The organism is uncultured Enterovirga sp. (genome assembly GCF_964242715.1).
Classification (GTDB): Bacteria; Pseudomonadota; Alphaproteobacteria; order Rhizobiales; family Beijerinckiaceae; genus Enterovirga.
Genome location: NZ_CAXTAZ010000001.1, coordinates 264,473 through 289,040 on the forward strand (window position 1 = coordinate 264,473; position 24,568 = coordinate 289,040).

Here is a 24,568-nt window from a genome sequence, read left to right on the forward strand (position 1 = left end):
ATCGCCCCGAAAGCGTCAGAAAGCCGATAGGAGGGTCGCGGAGCATCCCGAGGCAGAGCGGCGCGCCGCCGCCTTGCTCGGAGCGGCCGCTCTCACGGGCGCTCCGGCGACCTCGGCCGAAGGTTGCGAGCGGTTCTCGGCAGCGGGCCAGCGAAGTAGCCCGGACAGTGAGCCCGCCGCATCAGCCGGCGGCCGTCCTGATATCCGACGCCTGATTGCCCCCAGCGGGCATGTCGCGCCCGAACCGTGGGAGTGCCCCGTGCCACACGGGTTTCGTCGGTGACCACGGCAGCCCCACCGAGAGCGGGTCGAGGCCGGTGACCGACCAGGCGAGGCGATCGCTCTCGATCGTGAGCATGGCCCGGCAGCCGCTCGGCTCGCCGGCGGTCGTGAAGGTCTCGGTCAGGGATTGAAGCGTGAGATGCGGCGTCCCGTCGACCGTGGTGACGCTGTTCCAGTGGACGTGGCCGGAGAAGGCCGCGATCCGGCACGGCGCCGCCGCGATCGTGGCCCGGATCGCCGCGATGTCCGAGCGGTACGTTGCGTGATCCGGATTGTTCTCGAACCAGGCGTTGCCGAGATTCGACTGGCCGGACAGGGGCACGTGGCTGAACAGGAGGGTCGGCCGGTCGTCGGCGGCGAGCAGCCCGGACAGGGCGTCGAGATCGCCCGGCGCGAGCCGGAGCGGCCGGTCGTGCGTCAGCACCACGTCCGGCTGCCAGAAGGCGAGCCGCACCGGCCCGAGATCGACGCTTCGCGTTCCTCCGCGCTGCCCGAGCGAGCGCTCGTTCTCGGGACCGGTGAGGTGGGCGCGGTCGTGGTTGCCGTCCACATGATGGCGCGGCATGGCGAGCCGCCCGAACAGCGCCGCCACCTCGCCCTGGAGCGCGCGGTCGCGCTCGGGATCCTCGTCCGAGATGCGGTCGCCGAGATCGACCACCGCGTCGACGCCTGCCGCGTTCGCGTCCTCGACGAAGCGCCCGAGGAACGGGAGAGCTGCCGTGCCGCGCTTCGAGAGCGTGTCCTCCCCGTGATGGATGTCGGTGACGATCGCGATGCGGGTCGGAGCCATGACCTCAGGCCGCCTCAGCTGGATCGAGAGCCCGATCCGGCTCTCCGGCGACGCGCGGGCCGAGGAAAGGCCGCTCGCCCGCGAAGACCGCGTAATGGCCGATGCCGTCCACGAGCCAGCTGCCGATATCGATATTCATCATCGCGCGCGGCTCCCGGAACGCGACCTCGATCGCGCCGTCCGGGCCGAGCGTCAGCAGACCGAAGCCGACGCGCTTCCTCCCGCCCCAGCCGATGCGCCATTCGCCCGCGATGTCGGTGACGAAGGCGACTCCCGGCGCCCAGACATGGCGCACCGGGCCGATGGTTCGGTCGCGGCTCTCGTGGAGGTGGCCCGACAGCACGAGCGCGATCCGGCCCTCGTCGAAGGGCCGTTGCAGCAGGGCCCTGTTGCCAGGATGCCAGAAGGCGCCGGACAGGGTCGGGTCGGCCGGATCGGCGTCGCAGAACGGCACGTGGTAGAGGAGCGCCACACGACGGCCCTCGGCCCCGTCCAACGTGTCCGAGAGGAAGCCGGCCTGCTCGCTCTCCTCGGGAAAGCCCGAGCCGCCGAGCAGGCTGTTCAATCCGATGAGGCGCCAGCCCGGGACGCGGTCGTCGACCCAATGGTCGGGGCCGATCGCCTCCCGGTAGGCGGCGAGGCGCTCGCGGGTGATGACGGCCTCGCCGCGGAGGTCCGGCACGTTGTTGCCGACGTCATGATTGCCCGGCACGGCGAGCCAGGGGCAGGGAAGCCGGGCGAGTTCGGACCGTGCGAAGGCGAGATCGTCGGAGCGATGGGCCCCGTCGATCGCGAGGTCGCCCGTCACCAGGACGAGATCCGGCCGCTCCGCCGCGAGGCATTCGAGCAGGATCTCCCAGTTGAAGTGGAAATAGGGCCTCTGTCGCGACAGGTGGATGTCGGAGACGAGCGCGATGCGGGTCGACGACATCGCGTTCAGCCTGCCCGGCGGGGCAGGAGTGCCCCGACGGCCTTGGCCATGGATTCGAGGGTCGGCTCGGCCTCGCCACGCTTGGCCACGACCGTCTGGATATGGTCGTTGACGACGTCGGTGATCTTCAGGGCGTTCTGGCCGGGGAAGGCGTACCAGCTCCGGATCACGTCCTGCTGGCCGATCGAGACGAGATGGTTCGGATTATCGCGATAGAATTTCGCGAGCAGATCCTCACGCTGGGCCGGGATCGTGGTTCCGGGCATGTAGCCGGTCGCGTTCACCATCATCGTCGCCCCGACGGGGCCGCAGGAGAATTTCAGGAACTCCCAGGCGGCCTTCTGCTTCGCCTCGTCCCGCGTGAAGATCATGCCGACATTGCCGCCGGCCGGAAGCCGCGCCGCCGGCGAGGAGAGCGGGAAACGGCCGCAGACGAGCCGGTAGCGGCCCGCGATCTCGCGGTTGAAGCGCCCGAGCTGGGCGGTCGAGTTCATGAAGATGCCGAGGCGGCCGGCGAACATGTCCTGGAAGGCGGTCTCGGACTTGAAGTCCGGCATGCGGCCCTCGTCGACCATCCGGCGGAGGACCCGGATCGATTGCCGGCCGGGCTCCTCCGTGAACGCGACCTTGGTCTCGGTCGGATCCAGCAGCGCGCCGCCATGCGAGAAGACGAGCGACTGCCACGACCAGTTCCCGGTGACGGTCCAGTCGAAGAACATCCCGGTCCGGTTCGCGGCCGGGTTGTGGATCGCGGCGGCGAGGCGGATCACCTCGTCCCAGCTCTTCGGCAGCGCGTCCGGATCGGCTCCGGCGGCCTTCAGGAGGTCGGCGTTGTAATAGAGGATCGGCGTCGAGAGCGCGAAACCGATCCCGGTCTGCTTGCCGCCCGTGTCGCCGAGGGAAAGCAGCGTGGGCGAGAAGCCGAGGTCCTTCGTCTCCGGATCGGCGTCGATGAGCGGCCGGAGATCGACCGGGATGCCCCGCTCCTCGAGCGTGCGCTGGCGATTGAGACCGTGGAACGCGACATCCGGCAGGTTCCGGGTCACGGAATCGCGGAGGTTGCGCTGCAGGATGGCTTCGTAGTCCTGCTCCGGCGCCCGCAGCGTGACCGTGATGCCCGGATGCTTGGCCATGAAGGCCTTGGCGACATTCTCCATCAGCTCCTTGAACAGGACGGGGTTCGAGTACTGGACGGAGATCTCGGTCGGCGCGCTCTGGGCTCGCAGATAGGTCGGCATCGCGAGGGTGCCCCCGAGAGCTGCGCCAGATGCGAGCAGGTGTCGGCGTGTGGTCTTCATCGCGGGTCTCCGGTGGTCATTTCACGGCGCTCATCGTGACGCCCTCGACGAACAGGCGCTGGGCGGCCAGGAAGGCGACGACGAGCGGGGCGTTGATCGCGACGGCCGCGGCCATCAGCACCCCGTAATTCGTGCCGGCCTCCGCATTGGCGAAGAACAGGACGCCGAGCGGCGGCGTCGCGAGATGCTCGGACTGCACCACGACGAGCGGCCAGAAGAACTCGTTCCAGTTCCAGACGAGCGACAGGATGCCGAACGAGACCAGCGCCGGGATCGCGGTCGGCACCATGATGCGCCAGACGATCGCGAGTTCGGACAGCCCGTCGAGCCGAGCGGCGTGGATCAGGTCGTCCGGGACGGTCAGGAAGAACTGTCGCATCAGGAAGATGCCGAAGACCGAGATGGTCGAGGGCAGGATGATGGCCGTGTAGGTGTCGAGCAGGCCGAGCTTCCAGAGCCCGATGTAGAGCGGGATCGCGGTCACCTGATGCGGGATCAGGAGGCCGAGCAGCACGAAGCCGAAGACGGTGTCGCGCCCGCGCCAGCGGAGCTTCGCCAGCGCATAGGCGCAGGGCACGGCGACGAGCGCCTGGGCGACGAAGATCGCGGCTCCGATTCCGACCCCGTTGAGGAGGTAGCGGAGGAGCGGCTGCTTCGAGAAGGCCGCGCCGTAATTCTCGGCCGCGGCCCAGGTCTCTGGGAGGAGCCGGAAGCCCGGGGCGAAGATCTCGCCCGACCCTTTCAGGCTGATCGACACCATGAGGACGAAGGGCGCCAGCATCACGACGGCCCCTGCCCCGAGGACGAGATGGCGGAAGCCCGCGGCGGCGAGGCCGATCGGCGTGAGGGAACGGGCGGCCATCATCAGCCGTAATGGGCGCGGCGATCCAGGAACGTGACCTGGAGGAGCGTGATGAGGAGGACGAAAGCGAGAAAGACGCAGGTGATCGCGGCCGCGTAGGCTGAGCGCAGGAAGCTGAACCCCTCCTGGTACATCTGGAAGAGCAGCACGCTCGTCGACTTGTTCGGGCCGCCGCCCGTGAGGACCTCGACCGTGTCGAAGACCTGAAAGGACCGGATCGCCGTGATCGTGACCACGAAGACGAGCGCCGGCCCGAGCATCGGCCAGGTCACGCGCCGGAACCGCTCGAAGGCGCCATCCGCCCCGTCGATCGCGGCCGCTTCGTAGAGGTCGCGCGGGATCGCCTTCAGCCCTGCCAGGAACAGGACCATGTTGAGGCCGACCGCCTGCCAGATGCCGATGATGCCGAGCGCGTAGAGCGCGGTTGCAGGGTTCTTCAGCCAGTCGTCGGTCGGCAGGCCGAGCGCGCCCAGCACCTGGTTCACGATCCCGGCCGTGGGATGGAAGGCGAACTGGAAGACGAGCGCCATCGCCAGCAAGGTGGAAGTGACGGGCAGGAAGTAGACCGCCCGATAGAAGCCGCGGCCGGAGGTCCCCGATTCGATCAGGAGCGCGACCCCGAGCCCGAGCGCGACGGAGACCGGGACCACGAAGGCGACGTAAGCGACCGTGTTGCGGAGCGAGGCCCAGAAAGCCTCGTCGGCCGCCAGGTCGCGGTAGTTCTGGAGCCCGGCAAACGCGATCGTGGGCGCCCCGAACGTCCAGTCCGTCAGGGACAGGAGCGCGACCATGAGCGCCGGGCCGATCAGCATCAGCCACATGAGGAGAATGCCGGGGCCGGCCAGCACGAAGGCGGCGGCCGCCTCTGCCCAGGCGCCGGGCCGGGCGCGCTTTCCTTGCGCCGAAGCGGGCGCGGCCATCGTCAGCGCCGCCTCAGCCACCGGCGAGTTCCAGACTCCGCACCGCCGACGCGCTCGTCGCAGCACGGATGGCGATACGCCGACCGTCGCTGCCGAAGGCGAGGATCCGGTTCGACGGGGGCGCGAGCGCCACCAAGTCGTCCGCGACGCCCTCGAAGCTCGGCGGGACGCGCGCGACGACGGGAGCCTCGATGCCGGGCACCCCGACATGGAGCAGCGTGTCGGAGCCGAGATGCTCGAGACGCCGGATCCGCCCCGCGAGCGCCGGACCGCGCCGCCCGGGATCGCCCTGCTCGAAGACCCGCCAGGCTTCCGGCCTGATCCCGATCTCAAGGGCCGCGCCGCGCGGAGCGTCGACGGACACCGGCAGGACGGCGCCGGCACATTCCACCATGCCGTTCGCGGAGACCGTCGCCGGGAGCAGGTTCATCTCCGGCGTCCCGATGAACCGCGCGACCTCCACATTCTCCGGGTCGTCGTAGACCGTCTGGGGCGCGGCGAGTTGCAGGATGCGGCCGTTCGCCATGACGGCCACCCTGTCGGACAGGGTCATGGCCTCGGACTGGTCATGCGTGACGTAGATGAAGGTCACCCCGAGCCGCCGGTGCAGCTCGGCGATCTCCGCCCGGGCCTGGACACGCAGCTTCGCGTCGAGGTTCGAGAGCGGCTCGTCCATCAGGAACACCTGGGGATGCCGCACCATGGCGCGGGCGAGCGCCACGCGCTGGCGCTGGCCGCCGGACAGCTGCGCGGGACGGCGGTCGAGGAGCCCGCCGAGGCCGAGCGACGCCGCGGTCTCGGAGGTCTCGCTCGCGATCGCCTGCCGGGCCGCGCGCGCCCCCGGCCAGAACCGCCCGACGAGGGGCAGGCGCTGCGCGGCGCTGAGCCGCCTCATCTCGAGCGGCAGCGCGATGTTCTGGGCCACCGTCATGTAGGGGTAGAGAGCGTAGCTCTGGAACACCATGGCGACGTCGCGGCGCTTCGGCGCGAGGTCGTCGACCGGGCGTCCCCCGATCGAGACGCGGCCGCTATCGGCGAAATCCAGGCCGGCCAGGATCCGGAGCAGCGTGCTCTTCCCGCAGCCGGACGGGCCGACCAGCGTCAGGAATTCGCCGTCGGCGACCTCGAGCGAGACATCGCGCAGCACGGGGGTCGACCCGAAACTCTTGCTCACGCCCGAGATCGATATTCCGGTCATCCGCGCTCTCACGTGCAGGAGGCGGGGCATAACCGGGGCTCGTGACAGCTGAATGAAGTGGGCTGGGCGAGACGACACCTTGCCCTTCTGCCCAAATTTTCAGCCACCTTGGGGTTGAGCTCCGGTCGAGCCAACACCATCGCCGGGTTTTGATCAGGCCCTTCTCTCAGCAAACCTGCGAATGACTAGATCCCGTGTCCCACAATACGTGAAGCGCCGCCTACCTGCACGCAGCGAGTGCATCATTGACCATGAGTCCGCGCGTTAATGAGGTCGCCGAACGCGATGACCGGCCTCACTCGGCGATTGACGCGCATGCTCGACGCGAGCTCGCCGTCTCACGAAGGAAGTCGAGCAGCAGGGCTTTGTGCCCTGCGGCTGGCGCGGTAGGCTCCTCGGATGCGCCGCTCGCCGTTTCCATGGCCATCGTTCCCCGCCCGGGGTCACCCGGCACGCGATCCGGCTCCATCTTACCCCGGCGGCGGATCGATGATGGCGGGCTCTCGACGCGCCGGGCGTGGACCGATCCGCGGTATCCGGATCGCGGTCGGCGCAGCCCTCCTGCTTGGAACCCTGGCCGGACAGGCGACCGCGCAGCTGCGCGGCCATGGCGGCCCGGTCCGGGCGCTTGCGGTGTCGCCCGATGGGCTCCGTGCGGTGTCAGGCAGCTTCGATCAGTCGTCGATCCTCTGGTCGGTGGACGACGGCGTCGCCCTCGGCGTGCTTCGCTTCCACGACGGCGCGGTCAGTGCGGTCGCGTTCCTGCCGGACGGTGACTTCCTCAGCGGCGGCGAAGACGGCCGCATCGCGCTCTGGCGCGCGGGCGAAGCAGCGCCCATCCGGCAATTCGCGGAGCATTCCGGCCCGGTGGCCGCGATCGCGGTCTCGCCGGATGGCCGCGACTTGGCCTCCGCCTCTTGGGACGGCACCGCGCGCATTCGCTCGCTGGCCGGGGGCGGACAGCGCGTGCTGGAGGGGCATGGAGGCAACGTCAATGCCGTCGCATTCCTGCCGGACGGGCGGCCAGTGACGGCCGGCTCCGACCTCACGCTGCGGATCTGGCCGAAAGAGGCGGGTGGCGCCCCCGTCATCGTGACGCTGCCCTCAACGCTGAACGCGGTTGCGACGGCGCCGGACGGGGAGATCGCGACGGCGGGCGCGGACGGTATCGTTCGCCTCCTCAAGGCTGACGGCACGCTCCGGGCCGCAATCGAGCTGCCGCGCGGTCCCGTGATCGCGCTCGCCTCCTCGCCGGACGGCAGCCGCATCGCGGCCGCGACGGTCGTGGGCACGGTGGCCGTGATCGACCGTGCCGAGGCCCGGATCCTGTTCCACCTCGTCGGACCGGGGCTGCCGGTCTGGTCGCTCGCCTACCGGCCCGATGGCCGCGAGATCTTGACGGGCGGCAGCGACCGGCTGGTCCGCCGCTGGAACGCAATGAGCGGCGAGCCCATCGGCCCGGTCTCGCTCGAGCGGCCGAAGGACATGTTGGCCGGGTTCACGGGAAGTCGCGGCGCCGAGGTGTTCCAGGCCTGCGCCGCCTGCCACACGCTGACGCCGGACGACGGCAACCGCGCCGGGCCGACGCTGCACGGCGTCTTCGGCCGCCGCATCGCGACCGCGCCCGGCTACCCGTTCACCGAGGCGCTGAAGAAGCTCGACATCGTGTGGAGCAGCGACACCATCAGCAAGCTCTTCGAAATCGGCCCGGCCCGCTACACGCCTGGTACGAAGATGCCCGAGCAGATCGTCTCGAACGAACGGGACCGCGCGGCGCTGGTCGAGTTTCTCCGAGGGGCCACGCGTCCTTGACTTGGGGGCGCCCGGGCCGCCGGTCAGCCGACCTCGCCGTTGCGAACCGTGCGCTCCCGCAGATCATCCGCGCCGGTCCGTGGAAGTGGACGTCCCGGAGAATGCGGGTCGAAACTCTCGCCGACGACGACCTCGACCCGACAATCCTCGCACATCTGCAGGATGCGGGTGCGGTCCTGGCCGGCCTGGCCAGAAAACATCCAGTGTCGGTCGCGGAGCTTCGCGATCACGCCCTCGATGGTGCTGCGCGTCCCAAAGGGCTTGGCGCAGTTGATGCAGTGAAACGGCTCCTCCTCCTTCACGGTCCGGCGGCCCTGGCGCCAGGCCCCGAAGTCGATCTGCGGCTGGAGCGTGATCACGTCCTCCGGGCAGGTCTTGGCGCAAAGCCCGCATTGCACGCAGAGGCTCTCGTTGAAGGCGAGGAGCGGCCGGTCGGGGTCGTCCGACAGGGCGTTGGTCGGGCAGGCGCCCACGCAGGCATGGCAGAGGGTGCAGGATTCGGTGTCGAAGAGCAGCCCGCCGAAGGGAGCACCTGCTGCGAGAGGCACGACGTCGACCGGTTCCGGCGCGGCGAGATGGAGCTCCCGGAAGCTGAGCTCCAGGAGGCCCCGCTTCTGGCTCGACACCAGGAAGGATGCCGGCCTCTCGGTCGGCCGCCCGAGAGAAAGGGCGTCGAGGGCCGCCCCCAGGCCATCCGGATCGTCCGTCTCGATGGCCCGGACCGGGTCCGACCCGTAGCCGAGGGCGCCCAGGACGGTGTTGGAGAGATCGATCACGCGGCGGATCGGGGCGGTGTCGTGCTTCGGCCGCGCGCGCAGGAGCAGGACTGCCCCCGCCGCCCCGTAGGCGAAAACGGAGGCCAGCGCCTCCGGGCCGACCTGGCCCGTCTCGTTGACGAGGACCGGCAGGACATGAGCGGGCAGCCCATCCCCGAACCGGGCCAGCGCCTCGATCAGCGGCGCGCCGTGGTCGCCGTCGTGGAACAGCACCACGGCGTCTCGCCCGCCCGCCTCGCGATAGGTCCGGACCAGGGCGCGCAGGCGCCGCACGAGAACATCCGCGGGCGGCAACGCATAGGCGGCGGCACCGGTCGGACAGACCGCCGCGCAGCTGCCGCAGCCGGCGCAGATGTAGGGGTCGATGCGGACATGATCGCCGGCGGGTGTGATGGCGCCCGTCGGGCAGACGTCCAGGCAACGGGTGCAGCCGGTGATGCGCGAGCGGGAATGGGCGCACAGGTTCTCGCGCATCTGCACGAAGCGCGGCTTGTCGAACTCCCCGACTAGGTGCGACGCCGCGAAGAGCACGCGCTCCACCGCGGCCGGATCGCGCGGGTCCGCCCGGAGGTAGCCTGACCGGACCTCGTGCGCCGGAAACAGCGGAAGGCCGCCGGACAGGTCGATGACCAGGTCGCAGGTGGAGGTCGCGCCGTCCCGCGCCGGCCCGAAGGCCAGCGATCGCCGCGAGGACGGCAGCGGCAAGGCGTAATCGTCGATCCGGATCTCGAAGGCGCCGAGATGCCCCGTCGCGCCGGTGATCGTGCCGCGCAGCACCGGGAACTCGGTCGCCCGTGGCGGCGCGATGCCGTCGGGGCGGGTCAGCAGGACAGTGACGTCGAGATGCTCGGCCAGCCGCCACGCCGCCTCGATCGCGACCTCGTCGCAGCCATAGACCAGCGCCACGCCGGCACTCTCCATGGACACCGAACCCACCGGCGGCGGCAGCTCGGCCGCGCTCGCGAGGAGCGCCGCCATCTTCGGGCCGGCCGCGCTCGCGTCCCGCGACCAGCCCGCATTCTCACGGATGTTGGCGAAGACGATACGGTCGGCCGCGCCGAGCTCCTCGGCCACCTCGGTGAAGACCGGCGCCTCCTGGGTGCAGCCGACCGTGACGGAGGCGCCTGTTCCGAGCACCCGCTTCAGGCGGTCGAGCTCGCGCCGGCAGAGTTGATCTGCCACGTGCAGCTCGCCGGTGCAGCCGATCCGGAGCGCGTCCGGGTCGAGCGGCATGGTGCCTTCGCAAGAGCAAGCCAGGAGATCGCGGCGTGGGTTGGGCAACATCAGGTCTCGTGCGTGCGGCGGTCGCGCGTTCGGCGGCGTGCCTGCGCTGTTGTAAGACTGGAATCGTTCGAACGTAAGCTGTTAGGGCTGGAAAGGAGGACGCACCGTCATGACCGACCGAACGGCTGCGCGCGAAACGCGCCGGCCCGAGCTTCCACCCGCCTTCTCGCTCGTCCGGATAGCCGGCGGCACGGGCGCGTTCGAGCAGGCCTGCCGCCTCGCCGGGCAGGAGGGTGCCGGCACGTTCGTGTGGAGCCCGGGCGAGGAGGTGCTGGACCTGGCCGTCATCCTGGAACCCGATGAGCCGCTCCGGACGGCCCGGCGCGCCTTCTTCATCGGCATGACGGCGATCCTGGATGCCCTCGGCTCGGTTGCGCCGCCGGAGAAACCCCTGTCGGTCGACTGGCCAGGAACCATCCGGTTCGACGGCGCCCGGCTCGGCGGCGGACGGCTCGCCTGGCCCGATGCCTGCGCCGAGGACCACATTCCCGACTGGCTCGTCTTCTCGGCCGCCCTGATCGCCTCGAAGGACCGCGCCGGGGAACCGGGCCTGACCCCTGGATCGACCTCGCTGGACGAGGAAGGCTTCGGGCCGGAGGAGAGGGACAGACTGGCGGAGGCTTTCGCGCGCCACCTGTTGCGAGGCTTCGTCCTCTGGCGTGAGGACGGGTTCGAGGCCGCGGCCGCGAGCTACCTCGCCCGGCTGTCGGGCGATGGACGCACAATGATCGACAGATCCGGCCATGTCCGTTCGGCCGGAGACTCGCCGTCGGGGCTCGCGTTCGTGCCGGCCCTACGCGAGCCGGCCTGGCTCGACCCGGGCACCGGGAGGCCCCGGCTGTGAGCACGCTGCGGCTCCCGCGCACCATCCGGCTCGACCCGTCCGACACCTTCGTGTTCGAGAGGGCGGCGGAGCCAGGCGAATGGGCGGTGACCGGCTCGTTCCTGTTCACCGACACCGACCCGGCCGGCCTGTCCGGCAAGACCATGGCGGCCTTCCGGTCCGGCTTCGTCGGCGTGAGGTCGTTCGGCTTCTCGACGCTGGTCGTCGTGAGCGAGGCGACTGAGCGCGAGATGAAGGAGGCCGTGGATGACCTGGCACGGCATATCCGGCGCGATCTCGGGGCGCCGAGCGACGAGCTCGCCCGGGAGGCGGCCCGGGAAGAGCTCGCTGTTGCGGCCTCCCTCTGCGGCCCGGCGGTGAACAGCGTCCTGGCGATGCATCGAACCCTGGTCGACGGGGAACTCAGGGAGCAGTTCCGACTGCTGGCGCCACGCCCGGGTGTCGCCGGGGCGGACCGCCTCCACCTTCACGCCCGAGCCTTTGCGTTGGTGGAAGTCGACGAGGAGGAACCGGTGGAGCGGGTCGATCTCGTCGGCCTGGCTGGCAGGGGAATGGCGTGAGGGAATTCTGGGTCTCGAGCGCCCACCACCTGGCCGTACGAACGGAGGGCGGCGGCCTGCTCGTCACGGACGAGCTGCTGCTCGCCTATCTGGCCCGGCCCGAGCTGATGCCGCCGCCGGAGGCATGCCGGGCCGAGCGGGAGCTGCACGCGGCCTTGTCGGCGGCCCCCCGCCGGCCTGTGGCGCAGGCCGAGGTCGCAGCGATCGAGGATGCGGATGCGCGCGAGAACTGGACGTTGATGCTCGCCTTTCGTGGCCGCCTCCTGACGGCCGCGACGGTGGAAGCCGCCTATCTGGGCCTTGTCCGGTCGCCGCTTCCGCAGATGCCCCCCCTGTTCCTGAACCAGCTCGTGCACCTGATCCTGCGCAACGCCTTGGACGAATGCCACGACCCTTACGTTCTTCGCGCCGCGGAACTCTTCTTCCGCCCTCAGCGCGTCACCCTCCTCGACGGCGCCGCCATCCTGGCCGATGCCGAAATCATCGAGGCGGAGGAGCAGGGCCGGGCGCCGTCGCCGCTGGCCGACATGCTGGGCCGGCTGCCTCGCGCGGAGCTCGACGTCCTCGACGACGCGAATGCCTGGACCTATTGGAGCCGGTCGGACGCCTTCACGATGGCGCTTAACATCTCCGCGAGCCCGAAATCCCGGGCCGGCCTGGCCCGGGCCATCGAGAGCTGGATCCGCCACCTGCTGCATCTCGAGGTCGAGGTCGAAGCCGTGGCCCAGGTGGTGGACAGCGACTGGCGCTGGTTCGTGGGCCTCGACCAGGAGGGAACGAGGATTGGGAACGCCGTCTGGAACGGCGAGCCCGTGCCGAGCGAGACCCTGGCGCGCCTCCTGGCGCTGTTTCGGCTCCGTTTCCGGCCGGGTGAGGCCCGGTTGCGGCCCGACATGGCCGGCCACCCGGCCTATCTTCTTCTCGCCATGACGCCGGATCGCCGTGTGCTGATGAAGCCGCAGAACATCGTAGCCGGCCTGCCGCTGCTCGACCCAGGGAGGCCGGGATGAGCGGCGAGGAGACCGGTCCGGTGAAGCCGGACGGTCGCATGCAGGTGGGAGTCGTGGTCGGCAAGCGCCGGCTCTCAGGACCCTGGGCCAGCCATGCCTGGCTGCCGGTCGCGATCTTGCCGGGTCCTGCAGACGTCGCTCCGTGGACCCGGCTCTCGGCCGACGAGCGGGAGGAGCTGTTCTACGGCGGCTCGTTCGAACTCGTCCTCCATCCTGGCGAGACGTCGCATTATCGCGACAACCTCCGGTCCGGCCGACCCTCCCTCTGGGTCGCTCTGCGGCCGATCGGGCCGGACGAGCATGAGATCGCGACGGTGTCGGCTGACCCCTACGAGGGAGAGTCGATGGCCGAAGGGATCGGCGAAATCGTCGAAGCCGTACCCATGCCCGAACGGGTCCAGGCGGAGATCGCGGCCTTCGTCGACGCGTTTCACGTCGAGCAGACCTTCTTCAAGCGCAAGCGCGACCGGCAGGACAAGGAAGCCCTGGCCAGAGGCGAGCACGGCCGCAAACGGGAAAGCTTCCGTGAGCCGGAATGACGGTTTTCTGGCGCGCTGGTCGCGACGCAAGCTCGATGCGAGCGCCGCCACGGCCGAGACGCCCGCCAGACCCGGCCCCGACGGCACCGAGACGCTGCCCTCGGGCCCTGCGGGGGCGCCGCAAGCCCTGGAGGTCGAACTCTCGGAGGAGGAGCTCTCGGCCCTGCCCCGGCTCGAAGACCTGACTGCCGAGACGGATCTCGCGCCCTTCCTGCGGGCCGGGGTCCCGGCGCTCCTCCGCAAGGCGGCGCTCCGGCGCATGTGGTCGATCGATCCGGCGATCCGGGATTTCGTCGGCGAGGCGCGCGACTACAGCTACGACTGGAACGTCGCGGGAGGCGTCCCGGTCTCAGGGCCACTGCTGCCGGGGTATGACGTGCAGGCAACTCTTGGACGCATGTTCAGCCGAATCAGGGACGACGCCGGGTCGGAGGGCGTCCCGGATGAAGATGCCGGGCCGACATCGACGGCTGACGCGGCTCCCATCCCGGACCCGGCGGAAAGGCCCTCAACCCTGGACCGGACGACTGACGGGGATGTGCCGGCCGTGCCAGCCGGAGACGGCCGTCCGGAATCGCCCAACCTCCTTGCGCGGGATTTCGCTGCCGCCGCCGCGGTCGGCTCGGCCGAGGCTGGCGGCCCGCCAGAGCCGGCAGGCACAATGGTCGCGGGGGTCACGTCCCAATTCCCGCCCCGACGGCGCCGGCACGGGGCGGCCAGACCAAAGTTGGACTAATTCCAACTGTTGTCTCGCCCTGTAAGCTCGTATTATGAGCAGGTGCCGGGCCGGAGAAGCCGAGCGGCACATGGAACGGGGATGCGCGGAGAGGCATTGGTGGAGGCGGTTCGGGCGGCCGGGGGGTTCGGCGTCCTCGCGCGTTCGCTCGGCATTTCACAGCTCGCGGTGTCGAGCTGGCGCCGCGTCCCGTCCGACCGGGTCCTCGCGGTCGGGGCCCTGACCAAGGTTCCGCGCTCCCGGCTTCGGCCCGATCTTTATCCAGGCGAGGAGCCGAGTTTGTCAGAGGACGCTGGGACGGCCGACGGCCCGGTCGCCGACGATCTCGACCTGTTCCGTTCGCAGCATTACGGACTGCTGTCGGTCCTGCTCGGCCGCGCCCCGAACGCTGATCTTTTGGGACCACTGGCCGCGCTTCGAGGCGATCAGAGCCAGCTCGGGCGCGCCCATCAGGCTCTTGCGGCTGCAGCCCGCCAATGTGATCCGGCCGCCGTCAGCCAGGAGTATTTCGATCTTTTCGTCGGGGTCGGGCGCGGGGAGCTTCTCCCCTACGCGTCCTATTACCTGACCGGCTTCCTGAACGAGCGGCCGCTGGCGCGCGTGCGCGAGGACATGGCAGCGCTCGGCATCGAGCGCGCGGACCAAGTCGGTGAGCCCGAGGATCACATCGCGATCTTGCTCGACACCATGGCGAGCCTCGCCTCGGGCCGCGTTGCGGCCGAGGTCGGAGCGGAGAGTCGATTCTTCGCGCGCCACATCGAGCCCTGGGCCGGCAAGCTCTTCGCCGATCTGGAAACCGCGAAGGCGGCGCGCTTCTACAGTCATGTCGGGGCGCTCGGTCGGCTGTTCATGGACATCGAGACTGAGGCATTCGCGATCGAGGCCTGACCGCACGGTCGGGCTACGGTCGAAATGGAGACGGATGATGGCACGGGACGACGCCAAGGCGATGGATCGCCGCAAGTTCTTCGGGGCCGTCGGCGGAGCCTCGAGCGTCGCGGTGGCAGCAGCCGTGTCGCCGCTCACCGCGACCGTGGCGCAAGCCTACGATCCCGGAGCCGAGGAATCCAAGGCGCGCTATCGCGAGACCGAGCACGTCAAGGCCTTCTACAGAACCAACGCCTACGAGACGGTCAAAAAGTGAGATCGCCATGCTGACCAAGCGCAAGAGCGGCGATGCGGGCCGCGCCAAGCTTCAGGGTCTTGCTGCCAGCCTCGCGTCTGGCACGATGGACCGCCGTTCCTTCCTCGGGAAATCCGGCCTCGCGGCCGGCGGCCTTGCGGCCCTGGGCTCGATCCAGCTCGGGGCCGTCCGCAAGGCTGAGGCCGCCGGCTCCGCTGTCAGCGGCCAGCAGGTGCAGATCAAGACGAATATCTGCACCCATTGCTCGGTCGGCTGCACGGTCAAGGCCGAGGTCGTGAACGGTGTCTGGGTCGGGCAGGAGCCTGGCTGGGAGAGCCCGATCAATCGCGGCACCCACTGCGCGAAGGGTGCGGCCATCCGCGAGCTGGTGCATGGCGAGCGCCGCCTCAAATACCCGCTGAAGCTCGTCAACGGCCAGTGGACCAAGATCAGCTGGGACGTCGCGATCGACGAGATCGGCGACAAGATGAAGGCCATCCGGGCCAAGTCCGGTGCAGATTCAGTGTACTGGCTCGGCTCGGCCAAGTTCACCAACGAGGGCGCCTACCTGTTCCGGAAGTTCGGCGCCTTTTGGGGCACGAACTCGGTCGACCATCAGGCCCGGATCTGCCACTCGACGACGGTTGCCGGGGTGGCCAATACCTGGGGATACGGCGCTCAGACCAATTCCTACAATGACATCCGCAATGCCAAGACCATGATCATCTTGGGCGGCAATCCGGCTGAAGCACACCCTGTCGCCATGCAGCACGTGCTGGCCGGCAAGGAACTGAACCGCGCCAACATGATCGTCATCGATCCGCGCTTCACCCGAACCGCCGCGCACGCGACCGAATACGTCCGCATCCGCTCGGGCACCGACATCCCGCTCGTCTGGGGCATCCTGTGGCACGTCTTCCAGAACGGCTGGGAGGACAAGGACTTCATCGCCAAGCGGGTCTACGGGATGGACGACGTCCGCAAGGAGGTCGCCAAGTGGACGCCCGACGAGGTCGAGCGCGTCACGGGCGTGCCCGGCGAGCAGCTTCGTCGCGTGGCCGACCAGTTCGCGAACCAGAAGCCCGCGACGCTGATCTGGTGCATGGGGGCGACCCAGCACACGGTCGGCACCGCGAATGTTCGCGCGCTCTGCATCCTGTGCCTTGCCACCGGGAATATCGGGAAGCCCGGAACCGGCGCGAACATCTTCCGCGGCCACACCAACGTGCAGGGCGCGACCGACCTCGGACTCGATATCACGACGCTGCCGCTCTATTACGGCCTCGTCGAGGGCGCCTGGAAGCATTGGGCCCGCGTCTGGGACGTCGAATACGACTGGCTCCAAGGCCAGTTCGACGATGTCCCCGCGAAAGCCGGCCGCCCCGCCCGCACCCGCAAGCAGAATATGGAAACGCCCGGCATCACCTCGACCCGGTGGTTCGACGCCGTGACGCTGCCCGAGGATCAGGTGGACCAGCGCACCGCCCTCAAGGCGATGATGGTGTTCGGGCATGGCGGCAACACCGTCACCCGCATCCCCGAGATGATCAAGGGGATGAACGCGCTCGAGCTCCTGGTCGTGGCCGACCCGCATCCGACCACGTTCTCGGCGCTCGAGGGACGCAAGGACGGCACCTACCTCCTCCCGATCTGCACCTCGCTCGAGATGGACGGCTCGCGCACGGCCTCCAACCGCTCGCTGCAATGGGGCGAGCAGATCGTGAAGCCGGCCTTCGAATCGAAGAACGACTACGAGGTGATGTATCTCCTGGCCAAGAAGCTCGGCTACGCCGAGGCGATGTTCAAGAACATCAAGGTCGAGAACAACGTGCCGATGGCGGAGGATCTTCTGCGTGAGATCAACCGCGGCGGATGGTCGACCGGCTATTGCGGGCAGAGCCCCGAGCGCCTGAAGGCGCATATGAAGAACCAGTCCAAGTTCGACCTCGTGACGTTGCGGGCACCCAAGGACGATCCGGAGGTCGGCGGCGACTTCTACGGCCTGCCCTGGCCGTGCTGGGGCAAGCCGGAGATTCGCCACCCTGGCACCCACATCCTCTACAATACGAATATTCACGTGAAGGAAGGCGGCTCGACGTTCCGGGCGCGGTTCGGGATCGAGCGCAACGGCGAGACGCTGCTGGCCGAGGATTCCTACACACTCGGCTCCGACCTCACCGATGGCTATCCCGAATTCACCTTCGGCATGCTGAAGAAGCTCGGCTGGGACAAGGACCTGACTGCCGAGGAAACCGCCACGATCACCCGCATCGGCGGGGCCAGCCCCGATACGGTCAGCTGGGCGATCGACCTGTCCGGCGGGATCCAGCGTGTCTGCCTCGAGCACGGCGTGAGCCATTACGGGAACGGCAAGGCCCGGGCGAATGCCTGGAACCTGCCCGATCCCGTGCCGGTCCACCGCGAGCCGATCTATTCGCCGCGGCCCGATCTCGTGGCGAAATACCCGACGCGACCCGACGCCCGCGAGTTCCGGCTGCCCAATATCGGCTTCTCCGTCCAGAAGGCGGTCGTCGAGAAGGGCATCGCGAAGCAGTTCCCGATCATCCTCTCCTCCGGCCGGCTGGTCGAGTACGAGGGCGGCGGCGAGGAAACGCGCTCGAATCCCTGGCTCGCGGAATTGCAGCAGGACATGTTCGTCGAGGTGAACGTGGCGGATGCGGCCGAGCGCGGCATCAAGGACGGGTCCTGGGTCTGGGTTTCCGGCCCGGAGAACGACGCCAAGACAAAGGTCAAGGCGCTCGTCACCGAACGGGTCGGCAAGGGCGTCGCCTGGATGCCGTTCCACTTCTCGGGCTGGTACCAGGGTGCCGACATGCGGTCGAAATACCCGGCCGGCACGGACCCGATCGTGCTCGGCGAGAGCGTCAACACCATCACCACCTACGGCTATGACCCCGTGACCGGCATGCAGGAGACGAAAGTCACCCTCTGCCAGATCCGCGCGGCTTGAGGATCCGACCATGGCCCGCATGAAATTCCTCTGCGACGCGGACCGCTGCATCGAGTGCAACGCCTGCGTCACCGCCTGCAAGAACGAGCACGAGGTGCCGTGGGGCATCAACCGGCGCCGGGTGGTCACGTTGAACGACGGCAAGCCGGGCGAGCGCTCGATCTCCATGGCCTGCATGCATTGCACCGACGCGCCCTGCGCGGCGGTCTGCCCGGTGAACTGCTTCTACACGACGGCGGATGCCGTGGTGCTGCACTCGAAGGACCTCTGCATCGGCTGCGGCTATTGCTTCTACGCCTGCCCGTTCGGCGCGCCGCAATATCCGCGCGTCGGCAATTTCGGCTCGCGCGGCAAGATGGATAAGTGCACCTATTGCGCGGGGGGCCCCGAGGCTGATCTCGGCACGGCGGAATACGAGAAATACGGCTCGAACCGCCTCGCCGAAGGCAAGCTGCCGCTCTGTGCCGAGATGTGCTCGACCAAGGCTCTGCTCGCCGGAGACGGCGACGTCATCGCGCAGATCTACAAGGAGCGCGTGGTGCGCCGCGGCTATGGCTCGGGCGCCTGGGGCTGGAAGACCGCCTATCGGGAGACGGTCGCCATCTAGGCGGCCGCCCAACGTGTCACAGCATGCTCGGGGAGCACACGTGAGCCATACGATCCGGATCGCCCTTGCCGCGCTCGTCCTGAGCGCCGGCGCAGCCCTGGCGCAGCCGCAGCCCGGCTCGCCGAGCGGCCAGAACCCGACCACTCGCGCCGTGAACGAGGAGCAGCTCCTGCGGGAGATGGGCCGGCTCGACGGCCGCGTCACCATTCCCGACACGAAGTCCGGCACGCTCGAACAGCCGCAGGGCCGGGAGTGGCGCGCCTTTCGCGAAGGCTGGCTGCCCTGGATCGGCGGCATTGCGGTGCTCGGCATGCTGCTGGCACTGGGGCTCTTCTATTTCTCGAAGGGCCGCATGAGGCTCGATCAGAGCGAAGAATCGGGCATCAAGATCCTCCGCTTCAACGCCTTCGAGCGGTTCACGCACTGGCTGACGGCGAGCACCTTCATCGTGCTAGCCCTGACCGGGCTCAACTACATCTTCGGCAAGCGGATCCTGATGCCGCTGATCGGGCCGGAAGCGTTCTCGACCCTGGCTCAATGGGGCAAGTACGCGCACAATTACTTGGCCTGGCCGTTCATGCTCGGCATCCTGTTCATGATGCTGGTCTGGCTGAAGGACAACATTCCGGGCCGGATCGACTGGATCTGGCTCAAGGCCGGCGGCGGCTTCCTCGGAGACGCCCATCCCAGCGCCGGTCGCTTCAACGCCGGGCAGAAGCTCATCTTCTGGATCGTCATGATCGGCGGGATCGCGATGTCCGCCACCGGCATCATCCTCATGTTCCCGATTTCCGCCGTGGACGTGAACGGTATCCAGATCAACCAGGCGATCCATGCGGTGATCGGCGTGCTCTTCATCGCCGCCATCCTGGGCCACATCTATATCGGCTCGCTCGGCATGGAGGGCGCCTACGACGCCATGGGGTCCGGCGAGGTGGATCTGGCCTGGGCCCGTCGCCACCACGACCTCTGGGTCGAGGAGCAGCAGGCGAAGACGGCGAGCGGCCCGCAATTGGGTCGTTCCAGGCCGGTTCCGGCCGAGTAGACACCGAAAGGAGCGCTTCCATGAAGACGATCGCCCTCGCCGTGGTGGCCGCCATTCTGCTCGGGGCCGGCGCAGCCGCCCTGCTCTCGACCACCCAGAAGACTGCCTACGTAGCCTACACCACCTCCGGCGCGCGCGTGTCGGTGCCCGGCCACAACCTGGTCGGCCCGGCCTGGTCGGGGCGGATCTGAGGGTGGCGCGAGAGGGACGAAACCGATGAGAGCCGTACTCCTCCTGAGCCTGCTCGCCTCCGTGGCGGCCCTCTCCGGCGCGACGGCGCAGATGCCTGCGCAGCCCGCCGAAGCCGCGGCTCCGCCTCTCGCCGCTCCGCCCGTTGCCGCCCCGGCTACTCCCGCTCCTCCGGCGGCAACGCCCGCCGCGGCGCGTGGGCCAGCCAACCTGTGCCAGGAACTGCTCAACTTCGCGAAGGGGCCCGCCCCGGCGGTCGCAGCCGCCGCCCCACCGCCCCAGACGGCGACCGCCGTCCAGGCTCCGGCACAGGCGGCACCCTCGCCGCAGCCGCCGGCAGGCGGGGTGCCGCAGCAGACGTCCGGCATGAGCGGTCCCGTCCCGGCGGCCGGGCCCGGCGCTCCCGGTCCGCAGGGCACGGCGCAGAATTCGCCGAACGCTCCGCAGGCCGGCCAGGGCGCACCGGCCGCGGCGGCACCCGGCAGCACGCCAGCTCCCGCCGGCGGTACGCCCGCCTCCGGCAGCGGGAGCGGCACGCCCGGCGCAGGCTCGGGGACGCCGTCCGCGGCCGGCACCCCGGCAGCAGCGGCCTCCCCCGCCGCCCCTGCCCCGGCGCCTCAGGGGCAGCAATCGGCTGCGGCTGCGACCGCCCCTGCCCCGGCCGGGCCGCCGAAGCCCAGTCCCGAGCAGATCGAGAAGGTCGAGGCACTCACCCGGGACAACGACGTCCGGGGATGCCGCGAGACGGCGCAGACCATGCGCCGGGCCGGGATGAACATGCCTGCGCCGTTACTGGCGCTCGCCGCACTCGACCTCAAGTTTTTCGACGCGGCCCCTCCACGCTGAGCGAGCGAGACTGCGAGGACGACCACGAGCGGCGAGGCGCGAGGCTTAACCTCGCGACGATCTTCGCGGCGACGCCCGACCCTGAAGAGGCTCTCGACCTCGGGTGACCGGCCGACGATCGGGCATTTTCGCGGAAGCAGCCGGCCCATGCCGGAACGGCTGCTCCCGTGTAACCCTCAGAACCGGTAAGGCCGGCACCGTCCGCTGCGATGGCTGTAGCGAAAGCCGCGCGGGCATTCGAAATGCAGGGTCCGTCCCCCGCCGATCTCGTAGTCCCGGCTGCGATAGCGCTGCGGACGGCAGTCTCCAAAGCGGCCCATCCGATATCCCGGACCGCATCCGTCGCGAACGAGCTCGACCGCAGCGAAAGACTCCGCCGGGGCGACCGGCAAGGCTTCGCTCGGCGAGCCGAGAAGTGGGACGATGGACACCGCCATCGCCAAGGCTAACAATCTGTTCATCTTTGTCCTCCCATTGACGAGGACAGAATAGTTCTTACGACGCGCAAATCAACTTGCTGCTGCCGGACCGTCTACGCTTGGGGCATTCCATGATCATGCTACCGATCCCAAGCAGCGCCGATCTCGGCTCCGGACGAGGGTTCTTGACCCGCCTGGCCGGTTCGGTCGAGCCGGGTCCTACCTCATGAAATCCAGGTTCGCGCTTGTGCTGAGATAAACGCCGAGGATCATCATCGCCACGAGGAACCAGCGGCGAAACTGCTCCGGCTGCATGCGGTGACGCACCATCTGGCCGGCGAACATGCCGGCGAAAGCCATGGCCATCGCGACGAGACCCGGCAGCGCGGTCGAGGAATTCAGAAGTCCGGCGCTGGTCAGGTTGAATGCCTGGGCGACTGTCGCCACCGTGAAGAAGAGGCCCAATGCCTGGACGAGTTCGTCCTTTTCCATGCCGATGGACTGCATGAAGGGCATCGACGGGATGACCTGCACGCCCGTTGCGGCCGCGACCACCCCCGTCAGCATACCGACGATCCCGCCCACCCATTTCTCCCGGCCGGGCGGGGTCTCGAGCCGGACACTCGTCAGGCTCAGCAGCGCATAAAGGACCAACAACAATCCGAGCGCGATCGTGCCATGCTGGGCGTAAGGCCCCGTCATCAGGCTCCCGCAGCCCCAGATCGCGACCGCGGTCCCGAGAAGCAGCGGCCAGAGCCGACGGACGATGTCCCCGAGGTAGGGACCGGCGAAGGTCTGCCAGATGTTGGTCACGATGGCGGGGGCGATGACGATGGTCAGCGCCTGGACAGGTGTCATCGTCACGGCGAGCAGGCCTATCGAGACCGTCGGCAAGCCAAGACCGATCACGCCTTTGACGAAGCCGGCGAGCGCAAACACGAGCGCGATCAGGATGAGAAGCGAATCCATCACGGTCGCGGGTCGGTCAGCATTCGTCTCGCCTGGGCGCGGGGCCTACGGCTGCCATAGTCGATAACCGAGGCGGTGTCCGCCGCGCGCCTCCTACAGGGTTCGCGGGCGATGCTGCGCGGGAAAACGGCACCAACCGAGCGGCCTCGAACGCGTCATCGCCCGCCGGCGCCGGGACGTCGCTGGAGCGAATTTCTCGACGTCGGACGTTCAGACCAACTTACTCGGCATAGCCTTGGGACGCCGTGTAGGGCGCACGCTTACGCGATCCGGCCGCCGCCCTGCCTGGTGATCACGACCACCGATGGGCGCGGAGGCACCGCGTCCTTGAAGTCGGGCCAGCGCGTGTTCGGGCTTTCGTAGGTCGCCGGCTGGCCTTCCTCCGACTCGCCCGGATGCTGGACGGCGAGGAAGAGCGTCTCGTCGTTCGGGGTGAAGAAGGGCCCGCACATCTCCGCGCCCGCAGGCACGCGGAAGAAGTGCTTGGACGTCCCCCGCAACTCGCCTTCGGTCTCGAGGGCCCAGAGCCCGTCCGTGCGGCCCGTTGCCTTCTGATTGTTGCCGTCCGTCGCGATCCAGAGGCGCCCTCGGGAATCGACGGCGCAGTTGTCCGGCATTCCGAACCAGCCGTTCTTCGTCGTCTCGGACGAGAAGGTCGCGCCGATCTCCTTGATCGCGGGATCGCCGCAGCGGACCAGAACTTCCCAGCGGAACGTCGTGCCGGCATGGTCGTCGCCATCCGGGACCATCTCGACGATGTGCCCGAACGCGTTGTTGGACCGCGGGTTCGCGGCATCGACCTGCTGCGCCGTACGCCGCGTGTTGTTGGTGAGCATGACGTAGACGCGGTTCGTGAGCGGGTTCGCGTCGATATCCTCCGGACGATCCATCTTGGTCGCGCCGAGGACGTCCCCGGCGCGGCGCGTCTCGATCAGCACATCGGCCTGGGAGCGGAAGCCGTTCTGCTCGGTCAGCGCGCCCTGGCCGTGCACCAGCGGCAACCAGGTGCCGGTGCCGTCCGGGTTGTACTTCGCGACATAGAGCGTACCGGCATCGAGCAGGCCGAAATTGGCCGCGCGGTTCTGCCGGTCGACCCGACCCGCGGTGACGAACTTGTAGACATAGTCGAAACGCTCGTCGTCGCCGAGATAGACCACGTAGCGGCCGTCGGCATTGATGATCCCGGCCGCGCCTTCGTGCTTCGTGCGGCCGAGCGCGGTCCGCTTCTTCGGCACGAAGGTCGGGTCGAAGGGATCGACCTCCACGACCCAACCGAACCGGTTCGCCTCGTTCGGCTCCTTCGACAGGTCGAAGCGGTCGTGGAACTTGCCCCAGGCATAGCCCGGTGCGCCGATGCCGTAGCGCTTGTAATTGGCTGTTTCCGCGTGCCCCTCGGGCAGCTTCGCCCAGAAATAGCCGTTGAAATTCTCCTCGCAGGTGAGCCAGGTGCCCCAGGGCGTGACGCCCCCGGCGCAATTGTTGACGGTGCCCCGCACCTGCCGGCCGCTCCCGTCCTCGCTCGTCTTCAACCGGTCGTGGCCGGCCGCTGGCCCGGTGATCTCGATCGGCGTCTCGGCGGTGATGCGGCGATTGTACTTGGAATCGCGCACCAGCGCCCAGCGTCCGCCCTCGCGCCGGATCTCGACAACCGCCCCGCCGTGAGCCGCCATCTCGATGCCGACGAGGTCCTTCGTCATCTTCGCGAAGCCGGCGTCCTTGGCGTCCTGGAGGCCGACGCCCGGGAACATCAGCTCCTCGTTCGTGTATTCGTGATTGACGACGAGCAGTCCGTGGTCGCTCGACCCGTCGATCGGGAGATAGCCCACGAAGTCCGAGTTGTAGCCGAATTGGCGGGCCTGCTTGGCCGCGCTCTGTGAAAGGGGGTCGAACTCGGGCGCGTCCGGGAAGAGGGGATCGCCCCAGCGGATCAGGACGTGAGCGTCGTAGCCCTCCGCCACGTGATGGTTTTGATCGACGCCGGCCTCGATTTCCTTGAAGTCGAACGAGGTTCGCGCCCCCGTCGTGGCTGGCTGCTGGTTCGCGGCCAGTGCCTTGCTCCCTACCGTCGCCGAAATCGCCGTGATCGCCATCGCGCCGCGAAGAAGATCACGACGGTTGAACCGCTCCGCGATCATGTCGCCCATGGTCGGGTTGGTGCTGGGATTGATGCCGACCTCTCCAGCGTCCTCGAGATCCGCGGCTCGGGTGCGAGTCGTGTTGTCGCTCATGATCGTCGGCCTTCCCTGCTCGACCAGTCTGGACCGCTCTATATCAGCGACATACGGCAGCGCGGTGAAAAGGAGACCTCGGCCCTTCACTTCGAGGCCCCGTGACGCCGATGCCGCAGGACTGTATGATATAACCTGACGACGGCGCCCGCCTTGTAGCGAGTAGCAGCCGGCCTGGGGGTATTCGTGTTGGGTGAAAAGGCGGGGCGCGGTGAACGGCCTCGATCAGGCGCTGCAAGGGGTTCGGCACCATCGCCGGCCTCCTTGATGCAGACAGGCATCGGCGCCCGGCTCGCCTGGGCGGCTGCCCTTGCCACGTTCCTGTGGGC

23 protein-coding genes are annotated in these 24,568 nt (G+C 68.8%); 13 read left to right on the plus strand and 10 right to left on the minus strand.

What is annotated here, in order from left to right:
- Positions 1-181: 181 nt before the first annotated feature.
- The 6 genes from ACFE87_RS01265 to ACFE87_RS01290 are packed head-to-tail and all read right to left on the minus strand — an operon-like array spanning position 182 to position 6,281.
- Complete coding sequence (locus ACFE87_RS01265) at positions 182-1,072, minus strand: metallophosphoesterase family protein (protein ID WP_375457771.1); 891 nt, start codon at positions 1,070-1,072, stop codon at positions 182-184.
- A gap of 4 nt (positions 1,073-1,076) precedes the next feature.
- On the minus strand, positions 1,077-2,003 hold the full coding sequence (locus ACFE87_RS01270; RefSeq protein ID WP_375457772.1) for a metallophosphoesterase family protein: 927 nt from the start codon (positions 2,001-2,003) through the stop codon (positions 1,077-1,079).
- A 5-nt stretch (positions 2,004-2,008) separates the two neighbouring features.
- Positions 2,009-3,301, minus strand: a complete 1,293-nt coding sequence (locus tag ACFE87_RS01275; protein WP_375457773.1) for an extracellular solute-binding protein — start codon at positions 3,299-3,301, stop codon at positions 2,009-2,011.
- A 16-nt stretch (positions 3,302-3,317) separates the two neighbouring features.
- Positions 3,318-4,163, minus strand: coding sequence for a carbohydrate ABC transporter permease (locus tag ACFE87_RS01280; RefSeq protein WP_375457774.1), 846 nt, complete (start codon positions 4,161-4,163; stop codon positions 3,318-3,320).
- Positions 4,164-4,165: 2 nt separating this feature from the next.
- Positions 4,166-5,104 (minus strand): carbohydrate ABC transporter permease, encoded by a 939-nt coding sequence (locus tag ACFE87_RS01285; RefSeq protein ID WP_375457775.1) that lies wholly within the window; start codon positions 5,102-5,104, stop codon positions 4,166-4,168.
- Positions 5,097-6,281, minus strand: coding sequence for an ABC transporter ATP-binding protein (locus ACFE87_RS01290; protein ID WP_375457776.1), 1,185 nt, complete (start codon positions 6,279-6,281; stop codon positions 5,097-5,099). Before ACFE87_RS01290 ends, ACFE87_RS01285 begins: the two co-directional genes overlap by 8 nt.
- A gap of 489 nt (positions 6,282-6,770) precedes the next feature.
- On the opposite strand from ACFE87_RS01290, the gene ACFE87_RS01295 reads away from it, so the two are divergent.
- Entirely contained in the window at positions 6,771-8,093 is a 1,323-nt protein-coding gene (locus ACFE87_RS01295) for a c-type cytochrome (RefSeq protein WP_375457777.1), read from the plus strand.
- A 23-nt stretch (positions 8,094-8,116) separates the two neighbouring features.
- Here the strand turns inward: ACFE87_RS01295 and ACFE87_RS01300 are convergent, their stop codons facing one another.
- Complete coding sequence (locus tag ACFE87_RS01300; protein ID WP_375457778.1) at positions 8,117-10,102, minus strand: 4Fe-4S binding protein; 1,986 nt, start codon at positions 10,100-10,102, stop codon at positions 8,117-8,119.
- A gap of 160 nt (positions 10,103-10,262) precedes the next feature.
- Between ACFE87_RS01300 and ACFE87_RS01305 the strand changes: the two genes are divergently transcribed.
- The 12 genes from ACFE87_RS01305 (at position 10,263) to ACFE87_RS01360 (ending at position 20,623) form a co-directional block, all read left to right on the plus strand.
- On the plus strand, positions 10,263-10,997 hold the full coding sequence (locus ACFE87_RS01305) for a biotin/lipoate--protein ligase family protein (RefSeq protein WP_375457779.1): 735 nt from the start codon (positions 10,263-10,265) through the stop codon (positions 10,995-10,997).
- Positions 10,994-11,557: a DUF6505 family protein gene (locus ACFE87_RS01310; RefSeq protein WP_375457780.1), complete on the plus strand. Its 564-nt coding sequence runs from the start codon at positions 10,994-10,996 to the stop codon at positions 11,555-11,557. The genes ACFE87_RS01305 and ACFE87_RS01310 overlap by 4 nt, the downstream gene beginning before the upstream one ends.
- The gene (locus tag ACFE87_RS01315; RefSeq protein ID WP_375457781.1) at positions 11,554-12,567 is read left to right on the plus strand and encodes a DUF6352 family protein; all 1,014 of its coding nucleotides are present in this window, start codon (positions 11,554-11,556) and stop codon (positions 12,565-12,567) included. The genes ACFE87_RS01310 and ACFE87_RS01315 overlap by 4 nt, the downstream gene beginning before the upstream one ends.
- Entirely contained in the window at positions 12,564-13,106 is a 543-nt protein-coding gene (locus ACFE87_RS01320; protein ID WP_375457782.1) for a DUF3305 domain-containing protein, read from the plus strand. Before ACFE87_RS01315 ends, ACFE87_RS01320 begins: the two co-directional genes overlap by 4 nt.
- On the plus strand, positions 13,093-13,842 hold the full coding sequence (locus ACFE87_RS01325) for a DUF3306 domain-containing protein (protein ID WP_375457783.1): 750 nt from the start codon (positions 13,093-13,095) through the stop codon (positions 13,840-13,842). Before ACFE87_RS01320 ends, ACFE87_RS01325 begins: the two co-directional genes overlap by 14 nt.
- An 81-nt stretch (positions 13,843-13,923) precedes the next feature.
- Entirely contained in the window at positions 13,924-14,730 is an 807-nt protein-coding gene (locus ACFE87_RS01330) for a molecular chaperone TorD family protein (protein WP_375457784.1), read from the plus strand.
- 37 nt (positions 14,731-14,767) lie between these two features.
- Positions 14,768-14,986 carry a formate dehydrogenase gene (locus tag ACFE87_RS01335; RefSeq protein ID WP_375457825.1) on the plus strand — a complete coding sequence of 73 codons (219 nt, stop codon included), beginning with the start codon at positions 14,768-14,770 and terminating at the stop codon, positions 14,984-14,986.
- A 7-nt stretch (positions 14,987-14,993) separates the two neighbouring features.
- Positions 14,994-17,936, plus strand: coding sequence for a formate dehydrogenase subunit alpha (locus ACFE87_RS01340; RefSeq protein WP_375457785.1), 2,943 nt, complete (start codon positions 14,994-14,996; stop codon positions 17,934-17,936).
- Between the two features lie 10 nt (positions 17,937-17,946).
- A complete protein-coding gene (gene fdh3B, locus ACFE87_RS01345; RefSeq protein ID WP_375457786.1) occupies positions 17,947-18,543 on the plus strand; it encodes a formate dehydrogenase FDH3 subunit beta in 597 nt (198 codons plus the stop codon).
- Between the two features lie 40 nt (positions 18,544-18,583).
- A complete protein-coding gene (locus ACFE87_RS01350) occupies positions 18,584-19,588 on the plus strand; it encodes a formate dehydrogenase subunit gamma (RefSeq protein ID WP_375457787.1) in 1,005 nt (334 codons plus the stop codon).
- A gap of 20 nt (positions 19,589-19,608) precedes the next feature.
- On the plus strand, positions 19,609-19,779 hold the full coding sequence (locus tag ACFE87_RS01355) for a hypothetical protein (protein WP_375457788.1): 171 nt from the start codon (positions 19,609-19,611) through the stop codon (positions 19,777-19,779).
- 25 nt (positions 19,780-19,804) lie between these two features.
- Entirely contained in the window at positions 19,805-20,623 is an 819-nt protein-coding gene (locus ACFE87_RS01360; RefSeq protein ID WP_375457789.1) for a hypothetical protein, read from the plus strand.
- A 176-nt stretch (positions 20,624-20,799) separates the two neighbouring features.
- Here the strand turns inward: ACFE87_RS01360 and ACFE87_RS01365 are convergent, their stop codons facing one another.
- The 3 genes from ACFE87_RS01365 to ACFE87_RS01375 all read right to left on the minus strand — a co-directional run bounded on the left by ACFE87_RS01365 (position 20,800) and on the right by ACFE87_RS01375 (position 24,239).
- Positions 20,800-21,084, minus strand: coding sequence for a GCG_CRPN prefix-to-repeats domain-containing protein (locus ACFE87_RS01365; RefSeq protein ID WP_375457790.1), 285 nt, complete (start codon positions 21,082-21,084; stop codon positions 20,800-20,802).
- A 177-nt stretch (positions 21,085-21,261) separates the two neighbouring features.
- Complete coding sequence (locus ACFE87_RS01370; RefSeq protein ID WP_375457791.1) at positions 21,262-22,011, minus strand: sulfite exporter TauE/SafE family protein; 750 nt, start codon at positions 22,009-22,011, stop codon at positions 21,262-21,264.
- Between the two features lie 260 nt (positions 22,012-22,271).
- Positions 22,272-24,239 carry a PhoX family phosphatase gene (locus tag ACFE87_RS01375; protein WP_375457792.1) on the minus strand — a complete coding sequence of 656 codons (1,968 nt, stop codon included), beginning with the start codon at positions 24,237-24,239 and terminating at the stop codon, positions 22,272-22,274.
- Positions 24,240-24,568: the final 329 nt, after the last annotated feature.